This window comes from Pseudomonas vlassakiae (genome assembly GCF_014269035.2).
Lineage (GTDB): Bacteria > Pseudomonadota > Gammaproteobacteria > Pseudomonadales > Pseudomonadaceae > Aquipseudomonas > Aquipseudomonas vlassakiae.
Genome location: NZ_JABWRP020000035.1, coordinates 1 through 17,554, shown reverse-complemented (window position 1 = coordinate 17,554; position 17,554 = coordinate 1). Strand labels below are relative to the sequence as shown.

Annotated in this window: 8 protein-coding genes; 3 read left to right on the top strand and 5 right to left on the bottom strand. The window is 65.5% G+C overall.

The annotated features are described in order from the left end of the window. Positions 1–6,451, top strand: a 6,451-nt coding sequence (locus HU738_RS25490) for a non-ribosomal peptide synthetase (protein WP_217871526.1), incomplete at its 5' end; no start/stop codon positions are given. Between the two features lie 59 nt (positions 6,452–6,510). Further along, positions 6,511–7,461 (top strand): alpha/beta hydrolase, encoded by a 951-nt coding sequence (locus HU738_RS25485; RefSeq protein ID WP_186604944.1) that lies wholly within the window; start codon positions 6,511–6,513, stop codon positions 7,459–7,461. A 58-nt stretch (positions 7,462–7,519) separates the two neighbouring features. Here the strand turns inward: HU738_RS25485 and HU738_RS25480 are convergent, their stop codons facing one another. The 5 genes from HU738_RS25480 to pvdM form a co-directional block, all read right to left on the bottom strand. Further along, entirely contained in the window at positions 7,520–9,997 is a 2,478-nt protein-coding gene (locus HU738_RS25480; protein ID WP_186604941.1) for a TonB-dependent siderophore receptor, read from the bottom strand. Between the two features lie 80 nt (positions 9,998–10,077). Further along, a complete protein-coding gene (locus HU738_RS25475) occupies positions 10,078–11,736 on the bottom strand; it encodes a cyclic peptide export ABC transporter (RefSeq protein WP_186604938.1) in 1,659 nt (552 codons plus the stop codon). 150 nt (positions 11,737–11,886) lie between these two features. Further along, a complete protein-coding gene (pvdO, locus tag HU738_RS25470) occupies positions 11,887–12,741 on the bottom strand; it encodes a dihydropyoverdine dehydrogenase (RefSeq protein ID WP_186604936.1) in 855 nt (284 codons plus the stop codon). 25 nt (positions 12,742–12,766) lie between these two features. Continuing rightward, entirely contained in the window at positions 12,767–14,056 is a 1,290-nt protein-coding gene (gene pvdN / locus HU738_RS25465; protein WP_186604934.1) for a pyoverdine-tailoring periplasmic protein PvdN, read from the bottom strand. Beyond that, positions 14,056–15,414: a pyoverdine-tailoring dipeptidase-like protein PvdM gene (pvdM, locus tag HU738_RS25460; protein WP_186604932.1), complete on the bottom strand. Its 1,359-nt coding sequence runs from the start codon at positions 15,412–15,414 to the stop codon at positions 14,056–14,058. The genes pvdN and pvdM overlap by 1 nt, the downstream gene beginning before the upstream one ends. 177 nt (positions 15,415–15,591) lie before the next feature. Between pvdM and pvdP the strand changes: the two genes are divergently transcribed. Next, complete coding sequence (gene pvdP, locus HU738_RS25455; RefSeq protein WP_186604930.1) at positions 15,592–17,223, top strand: pyoverdine maturation tyrosinase PvdP; 1,632 nt, start codon at positions 15,592–15,594, stop codon at positions 17,221–17,223. The last annotated feature ends 331 nt before the right edge of the window (positions 17,224–17,554 follow it).

The window sequence follows — 17,554 nt, the reverse complement described above, 5'->3', positions numbered from 1 at the left end:
ACTGTACCGCACCGGCGACCTGGCGCGCCAGCGCGAGGACGGGGTGATCGAATATGCCGGGCGCATCGACCATCAAGTGAAGATCCGCGGCCTGCGTATCGAGCTGGGCGAGATCGAAGCCCGCCTGCAGGAACTGGAGGCGGTGCGCGAAGCCGTGGTGGTGGCAGCGGACGGCCCAAGCGGCAAGCAGCTGGTGGCCTATGTGGTGGCAGAACAGGCCGACAGCCTGGACGGGATCAAGGCACATCTGGCCGCTGTACTACCGGACTACATGGTGCCGAGCCAGTGGGTGCTGCTCGAGCGCATGCCGCTGTCGCCCAATGGCAAGCTCGACCGCAAGGCCCTGCCGAAGCCGGAGCTGGGCCAGTCGCGGCACGAGTACGTGGCGCCGCAGAGCGAGCTGGAACAACGCCTGGCCGCGATCTGGCAGGCCGTGTTGAAGGTCGAGCAGGTGGGTCTGAACGACAACTTCTTCGAACTGGGCGGCGACTCCATCGTCTCGATTCAGCTGGTCAGCCGTGCCCGCCAGCAAGGCCTGTGCTTCACGCCCAAGGACGTTTTCGAACAGCAGACCTTGCAGCGTCTGGCCGCCGTTGCCGGACACAGCGAAGCCAGCCAGGTCGAGCAAGCGCCGGTGACAGGCGAGGCGCCGTTGCTGCCGATCCAGCAACTGTTCTTCGAAACCGCCATTCCAGCCCGTCATCACTGGAACCAGGCCTTGCTGTTGGCGCCTGTCGAAGCCTTGGATGGCGAGCTGCTGGGCGCCGCGCTGGCGCATGTGACGTTGCACCACGATGCCTTGCGCCTGCGCTATCGCCAGGAAGCCGCGGGCTGGGTCCAATACCACGCTGCGGTCGACCAGGCCGTCCAATTGCAGTGCGTTCAGGTCGAAAACCTCGAACAGACAGCTGCCGAGGCCCAGCGCAGCCTGTCGCTGGAGCATGGGCCACTGTGCCGCGCGCTGCTGGCGAGCCTGGCCGACGGTAGCCAGCGCCTGCTGCTGGTCATCCACCACTTGGTCATCGATGGTGTTTCCTGGCGCATCCTGCTGGAGGACCTGCAGTCAGCTTATCGCCAGCTGCAGGCGGGGCAGGCGTTGCAGTTGCCAGCCAAGACCAGCTCCTACCAGACCTGGGGCGAGCAATTGGCAGCCCATGCGCAGTCCCCGGCCATGGCCGCCGAACTGGATTATTGGCAGGCGCAGCTTGCCGGTGGCGGCGAAGGCATCCTTGCCGATCACCGCGATGGCAGCCAGGCCAGACGCCATGCCCACACCCTGACCAGCCGCTTCGACCCGGCATTGACCCGTGCCTTGCTGCAGGACGTACCGGCGGCTTACCGCACTCAGGTCAACGACCTGCTGCTGACCGCCTTGGCCCAGGCGCTGTGCGCCTGGAGCGGCGAGGCGTCGGCACTGGTGCAGCTGGAGGGGCATGGGCGTGAAGCGCTGTTCGACACTACCGACCTTTCGCGCACCCTGGGCTGGTTCACCAGCCTGTATCCGGTGCGCCTGCAACCTGCTGCCGATATCGGCACGTCGATCAAGCTCATCAAGGAACAACTGCGCAGCGTGCCGAACAAAGGCCTCGGCTACGGCCTGTTGCGCCACCTGGGTCCACAGGCAGCCCGGGACGCGCTGGCTGCCCTGCCGCAGCCACGCATCACCTTCAACTACCTGGGGCAGTTCGATGCCGGCTCGGCAGAGGATGCGCTGTGGCGTCTGGCCGATGAATCGGCCGGCAGCGGGATCGACGACGATGCACCGCTGGGCAACTGGCTGAACCTGGATGGCCAGGTTCACCAGGGCGTGTTGAGCCTGAACTGGACATTCAGTACCTGCACCTTCGAGGCAAGCCGGGTTCAGGCGCTGGCGAACGCCTTCGAAAGTGCTCTGCGGGCCCTGGTGGAGCATTGCCGGCAACCCGGCAACCACGGTGTAACCCCGACAGACTTCCCGCTGGCCGGCCTTGACCAGGCCCAGCTCGATTCGTTACCGGTGGCTGTGGATGACATCGAGGACGTGTATGCGCTGTCACCGATGCAGGAAGGCATGCTGTTCCATACCCTGTCCGACGGCGGCTCGGCGTTGTACGTCAACCAGGTCTGCCTGCCGGTCGACGGCCTCGATCCGCAGCGCTTCGCGGCGGCCTGGCAACGGGTCATGGCCCGCCACGACATCCTGCGTACCAGCTTCCACTGGCAAGGGCTGCCGCGCCCGGTGCAGGTGGTACACCGCCAGGCCCGCCTGGACGTCGAGTTGCTCGACTGGCGCGGTGAGGCGGTGGATGAGCAGCGCCTTGCCGAGCGCGCCGAAGCGGAGTGCGCTCGCGGCTTCGACCTGACCCGTGCGCCACTGCAGCGGCTGCTGCTGATCCGCGTGGCCGAGCAACGCTACCACCTGGCCTGGACCAGCCACCACATTCTCATGGATGGCTGGTCCAGCTCGCAGTTGTTCGGCGAGGTGATGGAGCAGTACCACCAAGGCCACAGCACGGGTGAGGTGGGCCGGTACCGCGATTTCATCGCCTGGCTGCAGCGCCAGGACCAGGACGCTCTCGAGCGTTTCTGGAAAGGCCGCCTGCAACGCCTGGACGAACCAACCTCACTGAGCCAGGCCGTGCACCCGCGGCATGTCAGTGACGAACAGGGCCACCACGCGCTGTACACCCGTTGGGACGCCGAGCGCACGGCTCGCCTGCAGCAGCGCTGCCGCGAGTTGCGCATCACTGCCAATACCTTGGTCCAGGGCGCCTGGCTGCTGTTGCTGCAGCGTTACACCGGCCAGGCGGCGCCATGCTTCGGCGCGACCGTCGCCGGGCGGCCGGAGGGCCTGCCAGGGGCCGAGCGCATGCTGGGGCTGTTCATCAACACCCTGCCGGTCATTGGCCGGATGGACGCCGAACAGTCCCTGCTCGACTGGTTGCAGGCCTTGCAGCACGACAACCTGGAACTGCGCGAGCACGCCCATGCCCCGTTGGCCGACGTCCAACGCTGGTCGGGGCAGGGGGGGCAGCCGTTATTCGACAGCATCATCGTTTTCGAGAACTACCCGATCGACCAGCGCCTGGGTGATAGCGCTGCCAGCGGGCTGAGCTTCGGCGAGTCGTCCAACCACGACGTGACCAACTTCCCCATGGACCTGGCGGTGCACCTGGGCGAGCAGCTGTCCATCGAATACCTGTACCTGCGCGGCTGTTTCAGCGAGCCAGTGGTGCAGGGCATTCGCGACATGATGGAGCATCTGCTGGAAGAAATGCTCGCCAACCCGCAGGTGTCACTGGGCAACCTGCAGCGCCTGCCGCAAGCACAACGCACAGCACTGCAGGACTGGAGTGCGGCACCCGGGAATGGCTGGCAGGCGCAGCCGCTGGTGGAGTTGATCGGCCGCCATGCCGAACTGCGCCCCCACGCGCTTGCAGTGCAATGCGGGGGCCAGCAACTTGCCTACCTGGAGCTGGAGCGCTCGGCCAATCGCTTGGCCAACCGTCTGCAAGCATCGGGCGCGGGGCCTGAAGTGGTCGTCGGTGTTGCCCTGGAACGTTCGGTGCAAACCCTGGTGGCCTTGCTGGCGGTGATGAAAACGGGCGCCGCCTACCTGCCGCTGGATATTGACTACCCGGCCGAACGCCTGGCCTACATGGTCGAGGACTCGGGTATGGCCTTGCTGATTACCGAGGATGCGCTGCAGGCGCGCGTGCCCGCACCGGCTGCCCTGCGACGCGTACTGCTGGACAGCGGCGACCCGTACAGCTGGCCGGAAACCGCACCCGTGTTGCAGGCCCGGCCTGGCAACCTGGCCTACCTGATCTATACCTCGGGCTCTACCGGTCGGCCGAAAGGCGTGGCGGTGCCGCAAGGGCCGTTGAGCATGCATTGCCAGGCCATTGCCGAGCTGTACGAGATGGAGCCTGGAGTGCGCGAACTGCACTTCATGTCGTTCGCCTTCGATGGGGCCCATGAACGCTGGCTGACCACCTTGATGGTCGGTGGCACGCTGGTGATTCGCGATGGCAGCCTGTGGACGCCGGAGCAGACCTGCCGTGCGCTGCACGAACAGCGAATCGACATCGCCTGCTTCCCGCCGGCCTACCTCAAGCAGATGGCGGAATTCGTCGAAGGCAGTGGCATGCCGGCGCCGCCCGTGCGCATTTACTGCTTTGGTGGTGATGCGGTACCGGAACGCAGCTTCGAGCAGGTCCGGGCGGCGCTGCGCCCGCGTTACTTCACCAATGGCTATGGCCCCACCGAGACCGTGGTCACGCCGTTGCTGTGGAAAGCGGCGGGCAATGACCGTTGCGGCGCCGACTACGCGCCCATCGGGCGTGCCGTAGGGGAGCGCAGCCTGCATGTGCTGGACGAGCAGCTCAACCCGTTGCCGGTGGGCTTTGCCGGCGAACTGTACATTGGTGGTGAAGGGGTTGCCCGCGGCTATCAGAACCGGCCCGGGCAGAGCGCCGAGCGCTTCGTGCCCGATCCGTTCGGCAGCCCCGGCGCGCGGTTGTACCGCACCGGCGACCTGGTGCGCCTGCGCCAGGATGGCATCCTCGATTACCTGGGGCGTATCGACCAGCAGGTGAAGATCCGTGGCTTCCGTATCGAACTGGGCGAAGTCGAAGCGGCGCTGCGTCGCCAGTCGGGTGTCGAGGACGCCTTGGTGGTGGCGCGTGACAGTGCCTCCGGCAAGCAGTTGGTGGGCTACGTGGTTGGTGATCAGTCACTGTCGGGCGACAGCCTGAAAATGGCTCTGCGCGCCAGCCTGCCAGACTGGATGGTGCCGCTGCAGGTGATGGTGCTGCCCGCGTTCCCGGTCACGCCCAATGGCAAGCTGGATCGCAAGGCGCTGCCGGAACCGAGCTTCCAGCAGGAGGCCTATGTGGCGCCGCGCAACGCCCAAGAGCAGTTGCTGGCCGAGATCTGGGCGCAGGTGCTGCAGGTCGGGCAGGTCGGCATCGAAGACAACTTCTTCGAGCTGGGCGGCGATTCGATTCTCAGCTTGCAGGTGGTGTCGCGGGTGAAGAACCACCCTGACTTGGACCTTGACCTGAAGCTGCGCGACCTGTTGCGTTACCAGACCATCGCCGGCATTTGCGAGCGGCCTGCCGAGACGGTTTCCGGCCCGGTGGCGGACGGCAGCCAGGTGGCGGTCGAGGGTGCGTTCCGCTTGCTGCCGATCCAGGAGTGGCTGTTCGCCGAAGACATGCGCGAGCCGCAGCACTTCAACCAGGCGCTGATGCTCAAGGCGCGCGGTGCGCTGGACCTGGATGCGCTGGAACGGGCGCTGGCCCTGATCCAGCGGCATCACGATTCGTTGCGCCTGCGCTTCAGTCGCGAGAGCGGCCGTTGGCTGCAGCACTACCTGGGCGAAGGCGCTGATGCGCCGCAGCTGTGGCGCCGCGAGGCTGCCGACGCCGAGGCGCTGGAGCGGTTGGCCAACCAGGCGCAACGCAGCCTGGACCTGGCCGACGGCCCCATGTGGCGTGCGATGCACGTGACCATGGCCAATGGTGAGGCACGCCTGTTGCTGGTCATCCACCACCTGGTGGTGGATGCGGTGTCCTGGCGTGTGCTGCTGGAGGACCTGCGCAGCGCCTACGAGGCCTGTTGCCAGGGCCAGCTGCCCACGCTGCCGATGCGCAGCAGCAGCTACCGCGCCTGGGTCGAGCGACTGGCAGCGGATGCCGGGCGTATCGCTGCCGAGCAAAGCGACTGGTGGCTGGCGCAACTGGACCGCCCGGGGCAGGACTTGCCGTGCGACAACCCGCGGGGGCGCAACCAGGTCTGTGAGCAGGCCGTGGCCAGGGTAGTGCTCGACAGCCGCTCGACCAGCCGTCTGTTGAAGGAGGCGCCTGCCGCCTATGGCACGCAGATCAACGACTTGTTGCTGACTGCCCTGGGCCGTGTGCTGTGTCGTTGGACCGAGCAGGAATCGGTGCTGGTGCAACTGGAAGGTCATGGCCGCGAAGACCTCTTCGAGGCACTCGACCTCTCGCGCACGCTGGGTTGGTTCACCAGCATGTTCCCGGTGCGGCTGCAGCCTGAGGCGGACATCGGCAGTTCGATCCTGGCCATCCAGGGGCAACTGCAGGCAGTGCCCGACAAGGGCATCGGTTATGGCGTGCTGCGCTACCTCGGCGAGCCTGCGCTGGGTGAGCGCCTGGCGCGTCTGCCGCAGGCACGGATCACCTTCAACTATCTGGGGCAGTTCGACCAGAGCTTCGACGACAAGGCACTGCTGGTGCCGGCTGCCGAAGGGACGGGGGACTGCTACAGCCCCGTCGCTCGCCTGGGCAACTGGCTGGAGGTGATCGGCCAGGTCTACGACGGCTGCCTGGCGCTGCGCTGCATCTACAGCACTCGCCGCTACCGCCCCGAGACCGTGCAGGCGCTGATGGACAGCTACTGCACCGAGCTGGAACTGTTGATCGAGCACTGCCTGGAACGTCTGGGCTGACCCTTCCCTCATCCAATCGGGGGAGGCCGCCGCAGGCCTCCCGCTCTTCGAGGAACACCATGCTGCATCCTGAACTTGAAGCTTTTCTCGACCTGGCTGAAGCCAACGCGGGCAACGCACCGTTTCATCAGATGAAACCTGAAGAAGCCCGCCGGGTCTTTGAGCAGTCCACCGAGCAACTGCGCTGGGCCGCGCCTGAGGGCTTGGCCATCCAGACGCTGCACGCCCCGGCCCGGGATGGTGCGGCCATACCGCTGCGCCTGTATCGGCCGCCACGGGCAATGGCTCAGCTGCCGGTTCTGGTGTATTTCCATGGCGGCGGTTTTGTCGTCGGCAGCCTCGACAGCCATGACGGTGTCTGCCGCGAACTGTGCGCGAGGGCCGGCTGCGCGGTGCTGGCAGTGGGTTATCGACTCGCGCCTGAACACCGCTTCCCGGTCGCCCTGGAGGACGGACAGGATACCTTGGCCTGGCTGGCCAGGCAGGCCGGGCCGTTGGGGCTGGACAGCGCACGCGTTGCGTTCGGCGGCGACAGCGCCGGTGCGACGCTGGCCACGGTGCTGGCCATCGAAGCGGCGCAGCTGGGGGAGCGAGCGACGCTGACGCCTTGTGCCCAGCTGCTGTGCTACCCGGTTACCGATGCCAGCCGGCAGAGTGTCTCGCGTACGCTGTTCGGCGAAGGCTACCTGCTGGAAAGCGATACGCTGGAATGGTTCTACAACCATTATGCGCGCACCCCGCAGGACCGCCAGGACTGGCGTTTCTCACCGTTGCTGGCCGAGGATCTGAGCGGTGTGGCGCCGGCCATCGTTGCCCTGGCCGGGCTCGATCCGTTGCTGGACGAAGGCCGGGCTTACGTCGAGCGCTTGCGCGCGGCGGGGGTGGCTGTCGAGGTGATGGAGCTACCGGGGCTGACCCATGACCTGCTGCGCATGGCCTCGGTAGTGCCGGATGTGCTGCGGGTGCATGAGCAGTTGTGTGTGGCGTTGACCCGGTGCTTCGGCAACTGAGTGAGGGGCAAGCAAAAGGGGCCGCTAAGCGGCCCCTTTGGTGTTCAGGCAACCCACCTCAGAAGTCGCCCTTGAGCGTCAGCATGAAGTTGCGTGGCTCGCCGTAGTAGTTACCCCAACCGGTGGCACCGATGGTGGAGTAGTACTTCTTGTCGAACAGGTTGTTGCCGTTGACCGCCACGGTCCAATGCTCGTCCAGGCGATACTGCACACGGCCACTCCACAGGGTGTAGCCCGGCTGCTCGATACGGATGTCGCCTTGGCGGCGGAAGTTGTCGCTCTGGCTGGACACACCTGCACCGACCGTCCAGCGAGCCAGTGCGCCATCGAGCTGGTAATCACCCCAGACTTTGAGCATGTGCCGCGGAATGAAGCTGGAGGTGAACGTTAGCTCGGTCGGGTCGGTATCGTTGATGGTCTTCAGGTACTTGGTCTGGGTGTAGGTGTAGCCGGCCAGCAGTTGCAGGCGGTCGATCGGCGAGCCGCTGATCTCGGCCTCGAAGCCCTGGGCACGGACTTTGCCACTGTCCGTGTAGCAATAACCGTCACTGGAACCTGCACAGACATTTTCATAATCGGTTTCGGCACGGTGGTCTTCGATGGTACGGAACAGGTTGAACGAGGTATTCACGTTGCCGTCGAGCAGTTCGCCCTTGATACCCAGTTCATAACTGCCGCCAGTCTTGGGTTGCAGCGATTGACCGTCGGCAGTGGTCAGGTTGCCTTGCGGCTGGAAGATCTGCGCGTAGCTGGCGTAGGCGGTCCACTGGTCGTTCAGGTCGTAGAGCACGGCGCCAAAGGGAGTGACTTCGCCGTTTTCCTTGCTGCGGATATGCTCCCAGGTATCCCAGCGCTGGGTATAGGAATCGCGGTCGTTGCGGTACCAGCTGACGCGGGTACCCAGCACCAGGGTGAGTGGTTCGGCCAGCTTCAGGCGCAGGTTGGCATAGGTGCCCCACTGGGTGGTGGTGGAGTCGGTCGGAAACGGGCCGCCGCGCAGGGTGCCGGTCTGGTAGTCGGCCTTCGATGGATGCGGGAAGTTATCCGACGGGTCGAAAGGGTTCTGCGTGCCGCTCAAGGCCAGCAGGGCGAAGTAGTCATGGTTGTTCTGGCGGCTGGCGTTGGCCCCGACGATCAGCTCGTGCTCGAGGCCGAACGCCTCGAACTTGCCATCGATGTAGCTATCGAAGCCGTAGTCGGTCTGGTCGTAGTCGAAACGGCCGGAATAGCGTCCCATCGCACCGGTGGTGGCACCGACCGGCACCGAGCCTTCGGAGTAGCCGTACTCGATGTTCTGGTTGTTGTGGGTATAGACCGACGCGAAGTTCAGCGACCAGTCATCGTTGAAGCGGTGCTTGAGGTCGGCGAAACCGGTGATGCGCTCGCTTTGCAGGTCGTTCCAGCTGGCACCCAGGCAGGTCGAGCGGGACAGCTTCAGGTCGCTGCCATCGGCGTAACGGGGCAGGCCGTGGTAGCAAGGCGAGGCGTCGACATCCTCGTAGGCCAGGCCGAAGCCCAGGGTGGTGTCGGGCGTCACATCCCAGTCGATGGCACCATAGGCGACGCGGTCCTGGCGATCGGCGTTGTCGTAGAAGTACTGCTTGTCCTGCAGCGCCGCCACGGCGCGGCCGCGTACGGTGCCTGACTCGTTCAGCGGGCCGCCCACGTCCACCTGGCTGCGGTAGTTGTCCCAGCTGCCGGCGGAGAGGGTCACGCTGGTGTGGGCCTTGTCCTGGCCACGCTTGCGCACGAAATTGACGCCGCCGGCAGAGGAGCCGGAGCCCTTCATCATGCCGGCCGCACCCTTGAGGATCTCGACGCGGTCATAGAACGCCATGTCGCTGGAAAAGCTGTTGGCCTGCACATAGTTGCCGCCCACGTCCAGGGGCACGCCATCGTACTGGTACTGGCCGTCGAGGTTGAAGCCGCGGGAGTAGAAGTACTTGCCGCCCATGGGCGAGTCGTAGGTGGTAATACCGGGCGTCTTGTCCAGCACCTGCTCGAGGGTGTTGAGGTTCTGGTCGTCGAGCATCTTGCGGGTCATGACGGTGACCGACTGCGGCGTTTCCTTCAGGGTATGGACGCCTTTGCCAATGGTCACGGCGCGTGCGGCATACGAGTTGGTCCCCTCACTCGTGGCATTCAGTGTGTTGGCATCGATGTTCAGTGGCCCCAGTTCCACTGCCGACGCCCCGGATGCGCCATTGAGAATCACAGTATGGCCGTTGAGCTGGTAGGTCAGGCCGCTGTCACGCAGCAGCAGGCGCAGCGCCTGCTCCGGCTCCATGTTGCCGCGTATCGCCGGTGCGGTGGTGTTACGCACGGTGTCCGGGCTGTACAGCAGTTGCAGGTCGGCCTGCCTGGCCAGCGCGTTGAGCGCCCCGACCAGCCCTTGTGATGGGATATCCAGTTGCACAGGCTCGGCATTGGCGTTCATCGCGGCAGCCAGTGTACAGGCCAGCAGCGACGGGGAAAGCAAGGCCAGTGACGTTCTGCGGATTGCCCTGGCAAGTGGTGAAAACGTGTTGGTGGTCATGCTGGTACTCAGTATTGGCAGATTACATATGAGTTTTATTCGCATTTATGTAACGTTCCGACCCGCAAGAACCGGAAAAGTCAGACCGAAAATTCTGTAACGGCTGTTTCAACGCGCTTCCCGTCGCGCAGACGCAGCAGGTGATCGGCGACGTCGAAGTAGCGGTCGTCGTGGCTGATGACGATGATGGTCTTGCCCAGGCGCTTCAGTTCCGGCAGCAGTTCGGTGTAGAAAATGCGCCGGAAGGTCGGATCCTGGTCGGCCGCCCATTCGTCGAACACCAGTACCGGGCGTTTCTCCAGCCAGGCATTGACCAGCGCCAGGCGCTTGCGCTGGCCGGTGGAAAGGTCGGTGGTGGTGAAGGCGCCGTCGCGGATCTGTACCTTGTGCGCGATCTCCAGCCGTTGCAGGTACTTGCCGGCATCCTCGGGCAGGGCCTGGGCGTCCTGCAGCAGGTCATCGAACAGGTAATAGTCGGCGAACACGGTGGTAAACAGCTGACGGTAGTCGTCGCGGTTGGCTGCGGTGACGGCTTGGCCATCGAGCAGGATCTCGCCTTGCTGCGGTGCATACAGCCCCAGCAGCAGCTTGATCAAGGTGGTCTTGCCGCAACCGTTCTCGCCGACGATGAACAGGATGTCGCCCTGTTCGATGCGCAGGTTGATCGGCCCCAGGGCGAACGGTGCCGCGCCGGCTACTGGCGCAAAGGCAAAACCGACGTTGCGCAGTTCGAGGCTGCGGATCTGTTGATCGGGCACTTCGGCGGCCGCAAGCAGCAGGTGAGGCTCGGGTGAGGAAAACTGCTGCGACAGTTCGGCAATGCGGCGGAAGGCGATCTGCGCGCGGCTGACGATCGGCAGGGTCGAGACCAGGTGTTCCAGCGGCCCCTTCATGTACAGCAGTACCAGCACGAAGCCACTGGTGACCTTGGGGTCGCTGACCAGCTGGGCCTGTTGCAGGGCCAGCACCAGGCCGATGACCACGAAGAACAGCATCGAGCCCAGGCTCTTGGCGATGACGAAAATGTTGATCGAGTGCACGTGGGTGTCGCGGATGTAGTTCGCCGTGCGGCTGATGCGGTCGTTGAACATGCGCTGGCGGCGCGGCCGGCTGATGCGCAGTTCCTTGGCGCCGGAGGCAACACCGTCGTAGTGCTTCTGCAGTTCGTCCTCGGCTTCGCGCGCTGCATTGAAACCGCGAATGCCGCGCACCCGTGCAATGTACTGCACCGCAGTACCGAGCAGCACGGCAAGGGCGGCGATCAGGAACATCGGCCAGGACAGCTGCGCCAGGTAACCCAGGCAGCCCAGGGTCACCGACAACGAGATGGCCAGTGGCGCGAAGGCGAAAGCGAAGTCGCTGATGGTATCGACGTCATGGGTCAGCACCGGGATCAGGCGGTGGCTGCGGTAGAGTTCGATCTGTTCGATGGGGGCGCTGAGCACCTTCTCGCCCAGGTCGCGGCGCAAACCGGCGATGACGTGCTGGCCCACATAGTTGGTGCCGATGTCCGAGGCGATGGAGGAGGCCAGTGCCACCAGGCAGATGCCGGCGAACGCCAGCACCACACCCCAGCTCAGGGCACCCGGCGCATGCAGCAGGTTATTGATGTTGGCCAGCAGCAGGGTGATGCAGAAGCCGCCGACGATGCCCAGCCCGACGGCAAAGGCGACAATCAGCCGGTAGGGTTTGAGCAAGCCGAGGAGTTCGCGAAGTGCGCCAGGGGTCGATCGGTTCATGGTGGGTTCCTGGTGGATGCGCGGATGCGCTTTGGGGCGCTATGCAAGGCAGGCGCCGTGCGGGCCTTTGCCCTGTGATGAAGACGTTCGGGAAGCGTTCTTATTTAGGAGGCCCAGACCCTGGGCCTGGGCAGCTACGGCAAGTGGGGCTCAGAGCTCGCGCGCTACCCGGAAGCCCAGCCAGTCGCCGCGCACATAAGGTTCGCGGTAGTTGCGGTTGCCGGAGCGGGAGAACACCGGCGCTTCGCTGTAGTCGTTGCCGCGAATGTGGTGGTACTCGCAGCTCGCCTCCATCCAGGCGCTGCCATCGGCCGGGGCACCGACATAGTTGTCGTGCCGGCAGTCGGCGACCCATTCGTAGACGTTGCCGTGCATGTCGTACAGGCCGAACGCGTTGGCCGGGAAGCTGCCGGCGGGCGAGGTGTAGTTGTAGCCGTCGGCGGCGCCGTAGGTGTTGGCGTGCTGGGCGATGCTGTAGTCCTTGCCTTCATCGAAGGGGAACGGGAACGGGCCGCTGGAGCCTGCGCGGGCGGCGTATTCGCGCTCGGCTTCGCTGAGCATGCGGTAGTGCTTGCCGGTCTTCTTCGACAGCCAGGCGACGTAGGCCTTGACCTCGTCGTAGCTGATGCACACCGCCGGTTGGTCGGGGCCCTGCGGGTAGCTGGGCTTGCCGTTGGTGCAGCGCCGGCCGGGGCGGTCGTCGCCGTCGGGGAGGGTGACCTTGGCGTCGCGCTGCCAGGCCTGCAGCTGTTTGGCTTGCACCTGGAACTGGCTGATGGCGAAGGGTTTGGCGAAGGTCACGGTGTGCATCGGGCCTTCGTCCGGCTGGCGGCCGACTTCATCGTCAGGCACGCCCATGGTGAAGCTGCCAGCGGGCAGCACCACCATGGGCGGGCAATCCTTGCAGTCCTTGAACGTCTGGCCGGGTGCGTGGGCATCGGCGGCCAGGGCCGGGGCGCTGGCGAGCAGGGCGGCCACCAGGGCCAGGGGGGGGAAGGTGTGCATGGCGGTTCTCTTGAAAGGCAAAAGGTCAGGCGAGTTGCGGGGCGAGAATGGTCATCACCCGGTCGATCTCGGCCTCGTCGTTGAGCAGGCTCGGGGCCAGGCGCACTACCGGGCCGACGTCACGGTCGACGGCGTCGCTGATCACCTTGTTGGCCATCAGGTGACGGGCGACGGCATCGCAGTCGCGGCCCTCGACGCGGAAGAAGGTGAAACCGGCAGAAAGCTGGCTGCTGCGCGGCGTCACCAGCTGCACCTTGGGGTGCTCGGCGAGGCGCTGCTTGAGGTAGCCGTTGAGCTGGTGCACGCGGGCCTGGACATCGGCCTTGCCCAGTTGCAGGTGCAGTTCGAACGCTTTGCCCAAGGCCAGGCGATGGTCGAAGGCGTGGTAGCCACCGGGGGTCATCAAGGTGCCGAAGTTATCGCCCTTGGTGAAGGTCGGCAGGCTCGGCACCAGGTAGGGCTGGGGCTTGGCTTCGCGAGCGATGATCACGCCGGTGCCGCGTGGGCCGAACAGCCATTTGTGGGTGCCGGCGATGAAGTAGTCGCAGTGGAAGTCGGCGAAGTTCACGTCCTCGATGCCGAAGCCGTGCACGCCGTCGACCACATAGATGATCTGGTCCTGCTCGTCACGGCTTTGGTTAAGCGTTTTGACCAGTTCACCGACTTCGCGGATCGGCAGCTTGACGCCGCTGCCGGACTGCACCCAGGTCATGCCAAGCACGCGGGTTTCCGGGCGGATGGCCTGGCGGAGGTTGCCGAGCATTTCGTCCACCGAGGCCAGTTGCGGCTCCTTGAACAGCGTCACGCGGCGCACCTGGGTGCCCGTCAGCCGCTCGCGGTAGGCGAGGCGGGTATTGGTGGAGTAGTGCTCATGGGCGCTGACCAGGATCTCCTTGCCTGCCGCCACCTGCAGGCCGCCGTAGATCATCGACAAGCCTTCGGTGGTGCTGCCGGTCAGGGCCACCTGGCCTGGCTGCACGCCGAAGTAGCGGCCGGCCCAGTTGCGCACTTCATCTTCATAGCCCCAGAGCTCCTCGCGGTCCCAGTCGACCATTTCGCCCGGGTTCTGGTCCAGCCGCGCGCGGAAGCGGGCAATGGCCTCGCTGACCACTCGGGGGTGGGAGGCGAGCAGGAAATTGCAGAAGTGCAGGTAGGCCGGGTCGAGGTCGAACTGCTGGCGCAAGGCCTGCCATTTGTTCAGGCCGGTTGTTGCCACAGGCGCGGCCGCCATGGCGGTCTGGGCAAAACTGCCGGTCAGGGGCAGGGCGGCGGCGAGCAGGCCGGCCTGCTTGAGAAAGCTGCGACGGTCGTTCATCAGCCACGCTCCGCTTGGCGGTTGCCACCAGGCTTGGCGAGGCGTTGCACCTCTTCCCACACCCGCAGGAAGTTGCCACCCCACAGCTTGGCGATGTCAGCGTCGGAGTAACCGCGCTGGATCAGCTCGGCGGTGACATTGCGTGACTCGCCGACGTTCATCCAGCCGGTGACGCCGCCACCGTCGTTGAAGTCGGAAGCGATGCCGACATGGTCGATGCCGATCTTGCGCACGGTGTAATCGATGGCGTCGACCAGGTCCTTGACCGTGGCGCGGGGCTCTTCGTCGAGGATGGTGTACAGCGCGCTGGCGTACTCGCCGAACTTTTTCTCGGGCCAGATCGAGATGATCGCGTCACCGGGCATCAAGGCATTGGCCAGGCCATTGAGCGGCTGCAGGTCGAAGCGCTTGCGCAGGGCATTGAGCTTGTCCAGGGTGGCCTGGCTCAGCGGCTTGAGGTAGGCCGGGAAGCCTACTACCTGCACCACGCCGCCGCTGTGCTTGATCGTTTGCAGCTCGTGGTCGCTGAGGTTGCGCGGGATGTCCACCAGCGCCCGCGGTGCCGAGTGGGAGGCGACCATCGGCGCGCGGCTCAGGCGGGCGACGTCTTCCAGGGCCAGGGTGGACATCTGTGACACGTCGATGATCACCCCCAGGTCGTTGAGCCGGCCCACCGCCTGCTCGCCCAGCGGCGACAGGCCACCAAGGGCATCCGGGGTGTCGTTGAGGAACGGCAGCGGACGCGAGGAGTCGGCCCAGGCGTTGTTGCCCACGTAGCTGAAGCCGAACATGCGCATGCCGCGTGCGGCCCAGGTGTCCAGGGCATCGAGGTCGTGGCCCAGCGGGTAGGCATTGAGCATGCTGAGGAAGATCGCGAACTTGCCTTCGCCATGCAGGCGGCGGAAGTCGGCCGGGGTGTAGGCGATGGCAACCTGGTTGGGGTAGTCGCGGACCATGCCGGTGAGGATCTTGTAGCGCATCTCCTGCTGCTGGCGTGCTTCGTCGACGAAGGCGGCGGTCGGGCGATGGGGGGCGTTCGGGCCGTTCCAGATTTCCGGCCAGCCGAAGATCGTCAGCGCCGCGCCCGAGAGCCGGCCGCGGCCGGCCTTGACCAGGTCGAACTGGCCGCTGCCATCCTTGTCGGCTTCCTTGCCTTCGGTGCCGAAGTTCAGCGGCACGGTGATATGGCTGTCGAAGGAGAGGATGCGCTCCTGAAGTTCTTCGGCATGTTTCACCACCTCACGCGGGTAACCGGCCGGCAGGTAGATGAAGAAGTACCAGGCCGCGGCGCCCGCGAGCGCGAGGATCAGCGCCAGGGCAGCGAGGTAGGGGGCCTTGCGCAAGCGTGTCGTGTTCATTGCCATCCCGTTGGTTGCAGGGTCGATGCGGTTGCGGCAGCCGCGATCACGGGGCTTGCCTGTCACGGAGGGACGAGAGCGGCAGGGGGAAATTTAGCGGCGCGCCGCCGGTAAATTTGCCGGGCGGCGTCTCGTTCTAGCTCGATAGGCGTGGCTGACACGGATACGGATGTGGCGATGAGGTTTTCCAGGCGTGGGTTCATGGTGGGGCTGGCGGTGGCCGGGGCAGCGGGTTCGGCAGCGTGGTATGCACGCCAGCCGCGCGACCACGATGAACAACTCAAGAAAGACGAGGTCGAGACCCCCGGTGAAGCCACGGTAGCGGCCGCCGCAGGTGCTGGCGTGCGTATTGCCGACAAACTGCGCGGTATCTGGGATGTGCGCTTCAGTGGTGCCGAGGCCGGCCTGGACGGCCTGCCGCTGCAGGGCCTGCAGATGCTGCTCGATGTCGGCCCGACCGGCCGCTCGCTGCGCGGCTGCATCGACGTGGCTGAGCGCTTGCGTGGCAATGATCAGCCGCGCTACCGAGTGCTTGGCGAGCTGGTCGCCGCCGATGCTGGCAAGGTCCGCTGGCGCCTGGTGCCGGCCGGGGCATCAGCGCCGAGCCATGAACTGGAGGCGACCCTCGACGAAGTCTGGGCGTCCTGGGGCAACGCGGGTGCCGGCACCCTGACCGGGCGCATCCGTCGCCTCGACCGGCCATTGTTGATGACCGAACCGGACAATCACTTCGTCGCCAGCAAGCGCGCCTTCCCCGAGGCCCGCCAGGTCGCGCCGCTGGCGCCCGCGCTGATGGCCTGGCTGAACTCGCCCGAGCACCGCCTGTTCCACCAGGTGTGGCATGCCACCCGGGACAAGTGGCACCGCCTGGACGATGACAAGCGTGATGCCCTGCGTGGTGCCGGCTGGCAACCCGGCCCGCGTGACGCCGAGCGCGGCGCACGTGGGCGGCGCAAGCACCTCAATGGCTCCGGCGAGGACTTCTTCTTCATGCACCGGCACATGCTGGGGCACGCCCGCGGCCTGCAGCCTGACCTGCCGAACTGGACGCAACTGCCGCTGCCGTCACCGCAACTGGAATACGACCGGCTGGGCTTCATCCGCTACCAGGAGAACCATGATGGCAACTCGGTGCCGCCGGCCTGGGTCGCGGCCGATGATGAAGAACTGAGCCAATGGCTGCATGGCATCAAGGCGGCGGAAACGTTCTTCAGCAACTTCCAGGTCTGGGAGTCGCAATACCAGGACCCGGACTACCTCAGCCGCCTGACCTTGGGGCAGTTCGGCTCGGAAGTGGAGCTGAACATCCACGACTGGCTGCACATGCGCTGGGCGACCGTCACTCGCGACCCCTCCAACGGCGCGCCGGTGATGGGCGATCGCAACCAGACGGACTACGCGGCGCGCTGGTTCCGCGAGGAAAACGACTTTCTCGGTGATCCGTTCTCGTCCCACGTCAACCCGGTGTTCTGGCGCTTTCATGGCTGGATCGACGACCGCATCGAGGACTGGTACCGAGCCCACGAGCGCGCCCACCCGGGTGAGGTGCAGCGTCGCGAAGTCAACGGTGTGTCGTGGTTTGCTCCGGGGCGCTGGGTGCAGGTTGGCGACCCTTGGCTTGGGCCGATGACCCATGGCTGCGGGGGGATTTCCGATGCCGGCGGCGGGGCGGGGGAGATGGAGGTGGAGGCGATGAAGCTGGCGTTGCGCATTGCCTTCAGTGGCGAGCGGGATGTTGATGAGCTGCTGCGGCGTACGCCGCGCAGGCCTTGGTATGCGCGGCATATGAAATTGCCGAAGGGGGCGTGAGTTTTGGTGGGTGGGTTGTGTAGTGGCTTGCAGGTGTTCGCCATGACAGGTGCAGCGCCTGTGAGATCGAGCGCCGCCCGCGCGGCGCATCGCGACGCAAGGCCGCTCCCACATCTGTTTCGGGCTAGTTACTCCTGCTCCTTTGGCGCGCGCACCCTTGGCGCATGGCTGGCGGTAGCAGAAGAGCAAATGATCACCCATCGAAATCGAATGGAACAAACAAGGGGCGCGCGCCAATGCCACAGGAATGATTGGCCCGAAACAGATGTGGGAGCGGCCTTGCGTCGCGATGCGCCGCGCGGGCGGCGCTCGATCTCACAAGCGCAGATGC

Excerpts from the sequence above, each read along its gene's own strand:
- HU738_RS25480 (WP_186604941.1), bottom strand. The coding sequence starts at position 9,997 with ATGACCACCAACACGTTTTCACCACTTGCCAGGGCAATCCGCAGAACG.
- HU738_RS25475 (WP_186604938.1), bottom strand. The coding sequence starts at position 11,736 with ATGAACCGATCGACCCCTGGCGCACTTCGCGAACTCCTCGGCTTGCTC.
- pvdO (WP_186604936.1), bottom strand. The coding sequence starts at position 12,741 with ATGCACACCTTCCCCCCCCTGGCCCTGGTGGCCGCCCTGCTCGCCAGC.
- pvdM (WP_186604932.1), bottom strand. The coding sequence starts at position 15,414 with ATGAACACGACACGCTTGCGCAAGGCCCCCTACCTCGCTGCCCTGGCG.
- HU738_RS25485 (WP_186604944.1), top strand. The coding sequence starts at position 6,511 with ATGCTGCATCCTGAACTTGAAGCTTTTCTCGACCTGGCTGAAGCCAAC.
- pvdN (WP_186604934.1), bottom strand. The coding sequence starts at position 14,056 with ATGAACGACCGTCGCAGCTTTCTCAAGCAGGCCGGCCTGCTCGCCGCC.
- pvdP (WP_186604930.1), top strand. The coding sequence starts at position 15,592 with ATGAGGTTTTCCAGGCGTGGGTTCATGGTGGGGCTGGCGGTGGCCGGG.